Raw genomic sequence first — 11,521 nt, forward strand, 5'->3', positions numbered from 1 at the left:
GCGACTCTGGCGGCGGGCGCCATTCGACCTTTGGTATGATGACATGATCTCAACTCGCCGATTTAATGCTCTGACGTCATCCAACCCGAGTGCGCCGTGCTCGGGACAGACCATCAATAGCAGCGGACACGGGAGGGATTCAGATGGCCGAAGAACGAACCGTGCGGGGCGCGCTGATCGGCTGCGGCTTCTTTGCCGAGAACCAGATGCAGGCGTGGCAACAGCTTCAGCGCGACGGGAAAAGGGTCGAGATCGTCGCGCTGTGTGATCGCGATCCGCAGCGCCTGGCGCATTTCCAGACGCTATTCGGCATCGAGGCGACGTTCACCGATGCCAACGCGATGTTCGAAGCCTTCGCCGGGGGCGGTGCTGACGGCAAAGATAGCGACCTGGATTTCGTCGATATCGCCACCACGACCCAGGCCCACGCCGCGCTGGTCCCGCTGGCCGCCGATCACGGCGTCGATATCATCTGCCAGAAGCCCTTCGCCGGCTCGCTGGAGACGGCTCGCCAACTGATCGAGCACTGCAAAACGCGCGGTGTCACGCTCGGCATTCACGAAAATTTCCGCTGGCAGCAGGCGGTACGCAGCACGATCGAAGCCCTGCGCGACGGCGCGATCGGGCAGCCTTTCTTTGGTCGCATCAGCTACCGCAACGGCTTCGATGTCTACCGGGCGCAGCCTTATCTGGCCGAGGTCGAGCGCTTCATCATCGAGGATCTGGGCATTCACGTGCTGGATATCGCTCGCGCGCTGTTCGGCGAGGTCGATCGACTCGGCTGCGAGATCGCTCGGGTCAACCCCGCCATCAACGGCGAAGACGTCGCCACGATGATGCTGCACCACGACACGGGCGTCACCGCCGTGGTCGACTGCAGCTACGCTACACGACTCGCCGACGACCCGTTCCCGCAGAGTCTGATCGAGATCGACGGCAAGCGCGGATCACTGCGGCTGCGTCAGGACTTCACGCTGGAGATTCACGCCATCGAAGGCGGTTGCGAGATTCGCGACGTTCGCCCCGAATCGCCGGCCTGGAGCGAAGCGCCGTGGCGGCCGATCCAGCAGAGCGTGCTCGCCTTCCAGCGCGATTGGCTGGGTGCGCAACGCCAGGGCCGCTCTGTCGAAACGCGGGGCGAGGACAACTTCAACACCCTGGCGCTGGTCGAGGCCGCCTATCGCGCAGCGGCAATTCATCAGACGGTCGTTCCCGAGCGCTGGGAGCGTTGAGCTGATCCCGATCGTCGAAGCGGCTATCCTAGGCACTTGCCATTGGTGCGACCGGCGAGTACGCCGTCTCAAGACAGGATATTTCATGAGCGATCAGGCAACGGGGCCCATTCGGCGGCGCAAATTATCGGAAGAAGTGCTGGATCGTCTGTTGGCGCTGATTCAGTCCCAGCGACTGCAGCCCGGTGATCAACTGCCCCCCGAGCGAGAGCTGATGAGCCTTTACGGCGTCGGCCGCCCAGCGATCCGCGAGGCCATGCAGCAGCTGGCATCGATGGGCCGGATCACGATCAACCACGGTGAGCGCGCTCGGGTCAGCGAAGTCACCGTCGGTTCGATGATCTCGCAGTTCGATACCACGGCGCGGTTCCTGCTCGACGACTCCGACGAGAACATCGATCACCTCAAGCAGGCCCGCGTCTTTTTCGAAACCGGCATGGCGCGTCTGGCGGCAGAGAAAGCCACGCCGAACGACATCGAAACGCTCCGCCGCCTGATCGACGAGATGCAGGCCAGCGAGCACGGCGAGGCCTTCATCGAACGCGACATGGCCTTCCATCACACCATTGCCGCAATGACCGGCAACCCGATCTTCGCGGCCACGGCGCGGGCCATGCTGCACTGGCTCAAGGACTACTATGTCGGCATCGTCAGCTTCCGAGGCGCGGAAGACGTCTCCATTCGCGAGCACCACGACATCGTTGAGCGTCTGGCAGCTAACGATCCGGCAGGCGCCGAACGCGCCATGCGCGATCATCTGAACCGTGCCAGCGACCTCTACCGCCAACGCGCGGCAGACGCTTCCTCATGAACCCACGCCTCATCGCCTCTTGAAACCTGCAGACCGCCATCAGCGGCTGCGCCTGACATGCCGAGAGTCGGTCCAGACCAGCCAGCCGGCCGAGAGCAGAGCAATCACCGGCCCCACGATGACGGCGAGCAGCAGGAACAGCGATAGCATTTCGCCGACCAGGCCCAGCCCGGGCGTGCCGTCCCATAACGACAGCCCGGTCAGATCGCCGATCCACAGCGAGATCAGTAGCCCCAGACAGGCCAGATAAGGAGCGAAGACGCAGGCGGCTCGGCGTCTTGCGGGTTTCGGGGCGAGCCGGATGATGAGCACCGTCGCCAAGAAGCAGCCAAGCCAGGGCAGGGTCGAGATGGGGTCGATGGCCGTCCAGTGAAGCGCACTGCTGAGACTGAGGCAGAGCTGGGCGAGCACGAAACCTGCCACCAATGCGGCGAGCAGAACGATCGGCCGGCGCAGGGCGGGTATATCGTGGCGATCCTCCAGATCAAGAATCAACAGGGGCGCTCGAGCGGGACATGAAACCGGTGAGAGAGAGTCATCTTCGATAGGTGTCGTGAGGGATGGATCGTCTCGCACCACTGTAGCGCAAATTCAACTAGCTCACCCCTCGCGACGGTCACTCGTCATTCGCGAGCGGCGTCATCAGCCAGTGCCTTCTCCAGCCAGTTGGCCAGCTGTTGACCCCGGCGCTCGTCGCGGCGCGGCGCGAGCCACAGCCCCAGGCAGGCGTCGGTCTCCACGGCCAGCCAGGGCGCCACCAGGCGGCCCTGTGCGAGGTCGCTTTCAACCAGCAAGTGGGGCGCGATGGCAACGCCGAGACCGGCGAGCGCCGCTTCGAGCAGATAGTAAAGGTGCTCGAAGCGGCGTCCGTGGCGCCGGGCGCTGTCCAGAATGGCGGCATCGACTGCCATCGCCGAAGCCCATTGGCTCCAGGCCTGCGGTCGTGACGCCGTATCCAGTAGCGTCAGCGATTCGATAGCCGCGAGCGGATTGCGGATCGCGGACTGCGTCCAGACATCGGGCGTGGCCACGGCGACGATCCGCTCCGCCAGCAGCGGAATCACGCGCAGATCCCCGGGCCACGGCGGTGCGGCAAAACGAAGGGTCGCATCGACGTCCTCGCGCCGCGGGTCGAGTTCGGTCTCGCTGGAGATCACACGCAGGCGCAGCTCGGGTAGATCCGCGTTGAGACGGTCAAGGCGGGGGATCAGCCAGCGGGCGAGCAAGCTACCCGGGCAAGCCAGAGTGAAAGGCGTATCCGAGAGCTGATGCGACAGCGTCGCGCATCCCGTCTCCAGTCGTCGAAACGCTTCCCCGACCGAGGTGTGTAAAAGTCGCCCGTGGGCGGTTAGCGCGATACCGCGTCCCGCCTTGTCGAAAAGACGCGTCTCGAAATGGCGCTCGAGCGTGCGCAGCTGCCGGCTCACCGCGCCGTGCGTGACATGGAGCTCGTCGGCCGCAGCACCGACGCTACCCAGCCGCGCGGTCGCTTCGAACGCGCGCAACGCATTGAGTGGTGGCAGTGATTTCACGTGAGTTTTCCTGACCTGTCACGGAGACTTTATCGATTTTTATCGGCGCGTGCTCAGCTTAATCTCAGATCATCGATCTCGCTGGAGCGACCGCAATGCGCGAATTTCCCGATAGTAATGGCTTTTTTTGCAACGTTGGCCCCGATGGCGAGTCCCGAAGCCGTTATGGCGGGCGCTATGTCGCCGAAACCCTGATGCCTCTGATCGGTGAGATCGAGGCCGCCTACGACGCCGCCCGAGATGACCCGGAATTCAACGCCGAGCTGGCAGCGCTGCAGCGCGACTATGTCGGCCGGGCGACGCCGCTCTACTTCGCCGAGCGCCTGACCGAGCATTTCGGCGGCGCGCGCCTCTATCTGAAGCGCGAGGACTTGAATCACACCGGCGCGCATAAGATCAATAACGCACTCGGTCAGGCACTACTGGCCAGACGCATGGGCCGCAATCGGCTGATCGCCGAGACCGGAGCGGGCATGCACGGAGTGGCCGTGGCGACCGTCGCCGCGCGGCTCGGCATGCGGTGCACGGTCTACATGGGGGCGACGGATATCGAGCGCCAGCAGCCCAACGTCCAGCGCATGCGCCTGCTCGGTGCCGAGGTCATTGCCGTGACGAGCGGCACCGCGACGCTCAAGGATGCGATGAACGAGGCGCTGCGTGCCTGGGTCGCGGGTGTTGACGACACCTTCTACGTCATCGGCACGGTCGCGGGTCCGGCGCCCTATCCGCGCATGGTGCGCGACTTTCAATCGACGATCGGGCGCGAAGCGCGCGAACAGATACTGGCGCAGACCGGTCGACTGCCGACGGCGCTGATCGCCTGCGTTGGCGGCGGTTCCAATGCCATGGGACTGTTTCATCCGTTTCTCGCCGATGCGGTCGAGATGATCGGCGTCGAAGCTGGCGGGGAGGGGCTCGATAGCGGCCGGCACGCGGCGAGTCTCAACGGCGGTTCACCGGGTATTCTTCACGGCAACCGCACCTATCTGCTGCAGGACGACGACGGTCAGATCCTGGATGCCCATTCGATCTCCGCCGGTCTCGACTACCCCGGTATCGGGCCCGAACACGCCTGGCTGCACGATAGCGGTCGCGCGCGCTACGTGACCGCGAAGGACGACGAGGCGCTGGCCGCCGTCGCGCTCTGCTGCCGGCTGGAGGGCATCCTGCCGGCACTGGAATCCGCCCATGCGCTCGCCGAAGCGGGGCGGCAGGCAGCGTCTCGCCCACCCACCCAATCGCTCATCGTCTGCCTGAGCGGTCGCGGCGACAAGGACATGAAAACCATCATCGATCATCTCGTCAGTGAGGAGAACCGCGCATGATCCCCACGGTAAGCGACACCGAGATTCAGACCGACTCTCGCCTCGCGCGCTGCTTCGAGCGATGCCGCGCACAACAGCGCGGCGCCCTGGTGACCTACGTCATGGCCGGAGACCCCGACCTCGATACCAGTCGCGCGCTGCTCGAGCAGTTGCCCGCTGCCGGCGCCGATATCATCGAGCTGGGCATGCCATTCAGTGACCCGATGGCGGATGGCGTGGCGATCCAGCGTGCCGGCCAGCGCGCGTTGAAGGGAGGCCAGACACTCGCGCGCACGCTCGACCTGGTGCGTGATTTCCGCCGTCAGGACGATCGAACGCCGCTGGTGCTGATGGGCTATCTCAACCCGCTCGTGCGCTACGGCGAGCGTCGCTTTCTCGAAGCCGCCGCAGAGGCCGGCATCGACGGGCTGATTCTGGTCGATCTGCCATACGAACATGGCGCCACGCTCACTGCCCAGGCGCGCGATCTCGGCCTGGCACGCATACCGCTGGTGGCACCGACCACGCCGGGCGAACGTCTGCCGGCGCTGCTGGCCCAGGGTGACGGCTTCGTCTACCGCATCGCGTTCAACGGGGTCACCGGCAGCCGGGCGCTTGATCTCGACCACGCAGACGCGCTCGAACGCCAGGTCATCGCGCTCAGGCGACACCGCGCACTGCCCGTCGCGATCGGTTTCGGCGTGCGCGATGCCGGAAGCGCCAGCGGCGCCGCCAGAATCGCGGATGCGGTCGTGGTCGGCAGCGCCCTGGTCGAGCGGCTCGCGGATGAGGGCGTCGATGCCGCCCTGGCGCTGACACGCGAACTCGCGAAAGCGGTTCGCGAGGCGCGATCGTGATAGCCCTTTCGCCTCCATACATTCGTTTTTATGCACGAATTCGTGCGTAAAAAGCCGCTTTTGTTCGATTATCTAACCGCTAAACTGTTTCCATCACCGCATCGGATGGCTTCGCCCAACCGATGATCCGTTACAGGAGACAGCCCATGTTGACGCTTCGACGCAGTAACGAACGCGGCTACGCCGATCACGGCTGGCTGAAGAGCTATCACACCTTTTCCTTTGCCGGTTACCACGACCCGGAGCACGTCCATTTCAGTGTGCTGCGGGTCATCAACGAGGACCGCGTCGCGCCCGGCCAGGGGTTCGGTCAGCACGGCCATCGCGACATGGAGATCTTCTCCTACGTGCTGAGCGGAGAGCTTGCCCATCGCGACACGCTCGGCAACGGCTCGTCGATCGGCCCGGGACGCGTGCAGATCATGACGACCGGTAGCGGCGTGGAGCACAGCGAGTTCAACCACTCCGACAGCGAACCGGTACATTTTCTGCAGATCTGGCTGTTCCCGCGTGAGCGCAACCTGACGCCAAACTATGCCGAGAAGGATTTCACCGAAGCCGACAAACGCGGCAAACCGTGCCTGATACTCTCGGCAGACGGTCGCGATGGCTCGCTCGAGCTCGCTCAGGACGCCTCGATCTATGCGGCACTGATCGACGGCGAAGAGCGTGTCAGCGTGCCGCTGGCTGGCGGACGCCAGGGTTACGTGCATGTCGCCCGCGGACGCCTCATGGTCAACGGCGAGCGACTCGAGGCCGGCGATGCGCTGATGCTGGCCGACGAGCCAGAAGTCACCCTCGCGGGCGGCGAGGATGCCGAGGTCCTGGTATTCGATCTGCCGACCGTCAACCTGCAGTAAACAGGCCCAAAACGCCTTTCAGCACAGGTCTCGCCGCCAAACGCGCGGCGAGACCATTCGATGACTTGCGTCCTCGATGATCTGCACAGCACCCGACTCGTCAATCGCGAATGCCAAAGGAGTTTTCCATGTTTTCCAGCCCCCTGATCCGATCCGCGGCCCTGAGTGTCGCTCTGATTGCCGGCACCGGCGCCAGCTCGGCCATGGCCGATACGGTCACCTATCAGATGGACCCCACCCACACCAGCGTCGTCATGTCCTGGAGCCACTTCGGCTTCTCCCACCCGACCGCGAACTTCTCGGACGTCAAGGGCACCATCCAGTTCGACGCCGACGATGTGGAGAACTCCAGCGTCGATGTGACGATTCCGGTCAAGACCGTCGATACCCAGGTGCCGGCATTGACTCAGGAATTTCTGGGCGAGGCCTACTTCGATGTCGCGCAGTATCCCGAGGCGACCTTCAAGAGCACCGAGATCGAGTCGACCGGTGACCAAACCTATGACGTTCACGGCGACCTGACGATCAAGGGCGTGACCAAACCGGTCGTGCTGCATGCCACGCTCAACAACGTCGGTGAACATCCGATGGCGAAGGTGCCGGCGCTCGGCTTCGATGCCGAGACGACGATCCAGCGCAGCGAGTTCGGTCTCGATCAGTACGTGCCGAGTGTCAGCGATGATATCCTGATTCGCCTCTCCAGCGAGGCCGAGGCGGCCAAGTCCTCCGACGCACAGTGAGCGCGCACGCAAGACTCAGAGGGTGACGTCACCCGCCTGCAAAAACGCCCCCTGACAGTTCGTTCCGTCAGGGGGCGTTGCCGTTCGGGCGCTCGTAGCTCGTAGCTCGTAGCTCGTAGCTCGTAGCTCGTAGCTCGTAGCTCGTAGCTCGTAGCTCGTAGCTCGTAGCTCGTAGCTCGTAGCTCAAAGATACTTGAGCAAGCCCTGCAGTCGTTCCAGGTCACGGGAATCGCCGACCAGCCTGAGGTTGCCGCCGAACAACCCTTCGCGGAAGGCACGCTGAGACGGCTTGCGCAGAAACCGGGTGGCGCTGTCGGCGTCGCGAAATCGGAGCTCGAGGGCCAGGTCGACCGGCAGGCCGGCATGACTCTCCACCGCCCTGGGCGTGAGGCGATAGTGCCGGGCAATCGAGAGATCCTCGGTCCCGACGCCCCAGTCGAAGCGTTCGAGCCGTTCCACCCCTTCGCGAAACGCCGCCTTTCGCTTCAACGCGCGCTTCTGCAGCACGCCCAGCCACCACAGCATCAGCTTGAGTTTCATGCCACCTTACCTCGGTGATCGCGCGGGGGAATCAAGAAAGCCGACCCACCCATTGGAGGTAGATCGGCCGCTGCGTCGCTCACTGGCGGATGAGCGAGCCCTGAACCGAGCCTTTGGCCGGCCACGGTCGGGAAGCGTCTGCGCGTTACTTGCTGACAGCGTCCTTGAGAGCCTTGCCGGGCTTGAAAGCCACGGTCTTGCTGGCGGGGATGTTCAACGGTTTGCCGGTCTGCGGGTTCTTGCCCGTGCGCGCGGCACGCTCGCGGACCGTGAAGGAACCGAACCCGATGAGGGTGACGTCGCTACCCTTGGAAACCGTACCGGTGATCTCGTCGAGAATGACGTTGAGCACCTGACTGGCCTTGTCCTTCGAAAGATCCGCACGCTCGGCAATCGCCGCAGCGAGTTCTGGCTTACGCATAGAGCCCTCCTGGTTTGGCAATAGCGTCACTCGACACGCCTCGCATCGGTAACGAGTTGTTGTTCTCGATGAGAGCGAACTGCCCTCCGAGCGCATGATACGCAGCTCGGGACGCGGTTTGTCCAGCGTCGAATGACATTCATGGCTAACGCAACTGGTTCGTCGCTGACGCCGCTGATTCCTGTCCGACGCCGCGAAGGCCACCGTCGCTAGCCTAGCAACGGGGGTGCAGCTCGCGCCAGTTCGACTTTACGACGAACGCAGCGCCCGGTGAGGGCAAACCCGAGCAGGCGGCCGGCCTCGTCTTCGGCATAGGCGCTGAAGTCTTCTGCCTCCCCCTCGATCCGCCAGCGGGCGGGCATCTCTCTCGGCGGTAACGCCACGCACGGCAGCAGCGGTGTCTTGACCACCACGGGCCAGGCGCCATAGGTGACCGCCGTCGGCGTGGCGCAGAGCGTGGCGGCCAGCGCCTTGATACTCGCCTGCAGCGGCTGCACGTACATCGCGTTGAGCCCATCGACGCAGGCGACGTCACCCAGCGCGAAGATACTCGGATCGCTGGTTGCCAGATAGCGATCGGTGACGATGCCGGCTTCCGTCACCGCAAGCCCGGCTGCGGCCGCTAGCGCCGTGCGCGGGGCCAGACCCGTCGCCAGCAGGATCAGGTCGGCGTCGAGACGTTCGCCGTCATCCAGCGCGAGGGTCACGCTCTCGCCGCTGTCGTGGAACGACTCGATGGTGCGTCCGAAGCGACAGTCGATGCCGGCCTGCGCGAACGCTTCGCCAAGCGCCGTGCCGAGCGGGTGAGGCAGCAGGCGCGGCAGCGGTGCGGACTCCGGCGCGATCAGGGCTACGCGGTGCCCCCCGGCGTGAAGATCGTTGGCATATTCGCAGCCGACCAGCCCGGCACCGATGATGGCGACGCGGGCACGCTGGCCCGGATGCGAGTCGAGCACAGCGCGAAAACGGCGATAGTCGTCGAGATCGTTGATCTGGAAGACCCGCGTCGATACGGCGGCCGACAGAGAAAACGGCTGGCGTGGCGCCGCGCCGGTCGCGATCGCCAACTGCGCGTAGGGCACGCGCTCGGCGCCAATCCGCAGGCAGCGGCTGTCGGGCTCGATGGCGTCGACCGGGGTGTGGGTGCGGATTCGCACGTCGAGCGCCTCAGCGACGCCGACGGCATCCCGCGATGCCAGCTGCTCTGCCGTCTGGTGCTTGGCGAAGGCGCTGGAGAGCAGGGGTTTGGTGTACTCGTCACCGCTGTCAGCGCTGATCAGGGTGATGTCACGCGCGGTGTCACGGGCGCGAACCGCCCGCGCCAACCCGATACCCGCCATCCCGCTGCCGATGATCACCAGCGGGTTCCACTCTCCTCGTCGATCGTCAAATCGCGGCATGCGTCGCTCGTCGTGTCGCTCGGTGAATCGAACCGCCATGGTACACTACGCGCCGATTCACGAGGCCACCGCCGAGGCGCGCGGTCCGGCAATCTCTCTGTGCGGAGCCCTGCGTGTCATCAGTTTCCCTCTCCACTGCTGCCTCCAACCAAGCGGCCTCGAACCACGCAGCCTCCCATGAGGCAGCGCGTCATCGCTCGCGCGGCGCGACGCCACCGGCCTGGATACCGGCACGGGCGCAGCGTTTCCGCCTGAGTGCCGCGTGGTGGCGCTGGCTCGCCTCGACCGACTCGCTGACCGCCCGCCTCGTCGCCGCCTCGCCGGCATCGTTCAGCGTCCGTCTGCTGCGCCAGGGCATCGCGCGACCTTACCGCGACGAAGCGCAGGCGCTGGGAATGCCAACTGACCGGGTCGCTTGGGTCCGTGAAGTAGCGCTGATGAGCGGCGAGCGCGCGTGGGTCAGCGCGCGCTCGGTGGCCCCGCTCACGCATATCGGGCGGCGGCGACTGCGCACGCTGGGAGAACGCTCGCTGGGAAGCTGGCTGTTTGCGCAGCCGGATCTCGAGCGCGGTCCGATCGAGCTGGCGCGCCTCGGCCCAGCGGCGGCCGGCGACTGGATACGTCGCTCGCGGTTTCGCCACGGCGCCATCGAGCTGCTGGTCCAGGAGTGTTTCCGATTCGAAATGGCCGAGGATCTCGGGCTGGATCGCCAGCTCGGCATCACGCGGCGCGCAGCGCTCGAAGCCGAGGCGCAACTGCGATAAGGTCGCTGCGCCCGCCGTCACGGAGATTGCCATGTCCAGCGCCAACGATTCAGCCGCCCGCTCACACGGCGACGATGATTCAGCCGCCCGGCCCCGCGGCCTCGCTCGCCTGCCCGACTTCCTGCGTCTGACGCGGCTGGACAAGCCGATCGGCACCTGGCTTCTGATGTGGCCGACGCTGTGGGCGCTGTGGCTCGCTGCCGAGGGGTTGCCGGATCGACCGACGCTTTTGATCTTCGTCATCGGTGTCTATCTGATGCGCGCCGCCGGCTGCGTGGTCAACGACTACGCCGATCGCCACTTCGACGGACACGTCAAACGCACGAAAGCCCGTCCGCTGGCGACGGGCCGCATCCACGAGCGCGAGGCGAAGGGCCTGTTCGTGACACTGGTCGCCGCCGCCTTCGTGCTGGTCTGCTTCACCAACTGGCAAACCATCCTGCTCTCCTTTGGCGGCGCCGCGCTGGCCTCGATCTATCCGTTCATGAAGCGCTACACCCACCTGCCACAGGTGGTGCTGGGCATGGCCTTCTCGTGGGGCATTCCGATGGCATTCATGGCGATCACGCTTCACGTGCCGCTGGAAGCATGGCTGCTGCTGGTCGCCAATGTCGCCTGGACCGTCGCCTACGACACCGAGTACGCCATGGTCGACCGTGATGACGACATCAAGATCGGGATCAAGTCCACTGCGCGACTGTTCGGCCGCGCCGACAAGCTGATCATCGGCCTGCTGCAGCTCGTGACCCTCGTGCTGCTCGGCTGGATCGGCGTACGCATGACGCTGGGCGGCTTCTTCTGGCTCGGACTAGCCGCCATGGCGGCCACCTTCGTCTATCAGCAGTGGCTGATTCGTCATCGCCAGCGCGACCCCTGCTTTCGCGCCTTTCTCAACAATTTCTGGTCCGGTCTGCTGGTGTTCGCCGGGCTGGTGCTGACCCTCTGGCCGGTGGTGTAGACCACCGCTCGGCGGCCATCGCAGCGGTCAGGTTGGCGCGACTGTCATATCGCTGTCATATTTTCACGATGTAATCGTCACCGTTCTGTCACGGCCGGCGGG

General features: G+C 65.0%; 13 protein-coding genes. 8 read left to right on the plus strand and 5 right to left on the minus strand.

All coding sequences use genetic code 11. From position 1 onward, the window contains the following. Positions 1-143: 143 nt before the first annotated feature. Both IE125_RS04945 and nanR read left to right on the plus strand, forming a co-directional pair. A complete protein-coding gene (locus tag IE125_RS04945) occupies positions 144-1,232 on the plus strand; it encodes a Gfo/Idh/MocA family protein (RefSeq protein WP_189443526.1) in 1,089 nt (362 codons plus the stop codon). Positions 1,233-1,317: 85 nt separating this feature from the next. Then, positions 1,318-2,043 (plus strand): transcriptional regulator NanR, encoded by a 726-nt coding sequence (gene nanR, locus IE125_RS04950; protein ID WP_189443527.1) that lies wholly within the window; start codon positions 1,318-1,320, stop codon positions 2,041-2,043. Between the two features lie 39 nt (positions 2,044-2,082). On the opposite strand, the gene IE125_RS04955 is transcribed toward nanR, so the two are convergent. Together IE125_RS04955 and IE125_RS04960 are read right to left on the minus strand one after the other, a co-directional pair. Continuing rightward, positions 2,083-2,538, minus strand: a complete 456-nt coding sequence (locus IE125_RS04955; protein WP_189443528.1) for a hypothetical protein — start codon at positions 2,536-2,538, stop codon at positions 2,083-2,085. 128 nt (positions 2,539-2,666) lie between these two features. Continuing rightward, positions 2,667-3,575, minus strand: a complete 909-nt coding sequence (locus tag IE125_RS04960) for a LysR family transcriptional regulator (protein WP_229808928.1) — start codon at positions 3,573-3,575, stop codon at positions 2,667-2,669. A 95-nt stretch (positions 3,576-3,670) separates the two neighbouring features. On the opposite strand from IE125_RS04960, the gene trpB reads away from it, so the two are divergent. From trpB to IE125_RS04980, 4 genes are all read left to right on the plus strand, one after another. Then, positions 3,671-4,900: a tryptophan synthase subunit beta gene (gene trpB / locus IE125_RS04965; RefSeq protein ID WP_189443529.1), complete on the plus strand. Its 1,230-nt coding sequence runs from the start codon at positions 3,671-3,673 to the stop codon at positions 4,898-4,900. Then, complete coding sequence (gene trpA, locus IE125_RS04970; RefSeq protein WP_189443530.1) at positions 4,897-5,736, plus strand: tryptophan synthase subunit alpha; 840 nt, start codon at positions 4,897-4,899, stop codon at positions 5,734-5,736. The genes trpB and trpA overlap by 4 nt, the downstream gene beginning before the upstream one ends. Before the next feature lie 146 nt (positions 5,737-5,882). After that, on the plus strand, positions 5,883-6,596 hold the full coding sequence (locus IE125_RS04975) for a pirin family protein (RefSeq protein ID WP_189443531.1): 714 nt from the start codon (positions 5,883-5,885) through the stop codon (positions 6,594-6,596). 128 nt (positions 6,597-6,724) lie between these two features. Then, positions 6,725-7,336 (plus strand): YceI family protein, encoded by a 612-nt coding sequence (locus IE125_RS04980; protein ID WP_189443532.1) that lies wholly within the window; start codon positions 6,725-6,727, stop codon positions 7,334-7,336. A gap of 183 nt (positions 7,337-7,519) precedes the next feature. On the opposite strand, the gene IE125_RS04985 is transcribed toward IE125_RS04980, so the two are convergent. The 3 genes from IE125_RS04985 to IE125_RS04995 all read right to left on the minus strand — a co-directional run bounded on the left by IE125_RS04985 (position 7,520) and on the right by IE125_RS04995 (position 9,697). After that, positions 7,520-7,876, minus strand: a complete 357-nt coding sequence (locus tag IE125_RS04985) for a hypothetical protein (protein ID WP_189443533.1) — start codon at positions 7,874-7,876, stop codon at positions 7,520-7,522. A gap of 145 nt (positions 7,877-8,021) precedes the next feature. Then, a complete protein-coding gene (locus IE125_RS04990; RefSeq protein ID WP_035472794.1) occupies positions 8,022-8,297 on the minus strand; it encodes an HU family DNA-binding protein in 276 nt (91 codons plus the stop codon). Between the two features lie 209 nt (positions 8,298-8,506). Then, positions 8,507-9,697, minus strand: a complete 1,191-nt coding sequence (locus IE125_RS04995) for an NAD(P)/FAD-dependent oxidoreductase (RefSeq protein WP_189443534.1) — start codon at positions 9,695-9,697, stop codon at positions 8,507-8,509. A 113-nt stretch (positions 9,698-9,810) separates the two neighbouring features. On the opposite strand from IE125_RS04995, the gene IE125_RS05000 reads away from it, so the two are divergent. After that, positions 9,811-10,461: a chorismate--pyruvate lyase family protein gene (locus IE125_RS05000; RefSeq protein ID WP_229808929.1), complete on the plus strand. Its 651-nt coding sequence runs from the start codon at positions 9,811-9,813 to the stop codon at positions 10,459-10,461. A gap of 31 nt (positions 10,462-10,492) precedes the next feature. Then, a complete protein-coding gene (gene ubiA, locus IE125_RS05005; protein WP_189443535.1) occupies positions 10,493-11,419 on the plus strand; it encodes a 4-hydroxybenzoate octaprenyltransferase in 927 nt (308 codons plus the stop codon). The last annotated feature ends 102 nt before the right edge of the window (positions 11,420-11,521 follow it).

It is taken from the genome of Salinicola rhizosphaerae, from assembly GCF_014652715.1.
Taxonomy (GTDB): Bacteria; Pseudomonadota; Gammaproteobacteria; order Pseudomonadales; family Halomonadaceae; genus Salinicola; species Salinicola rhizosphaerae.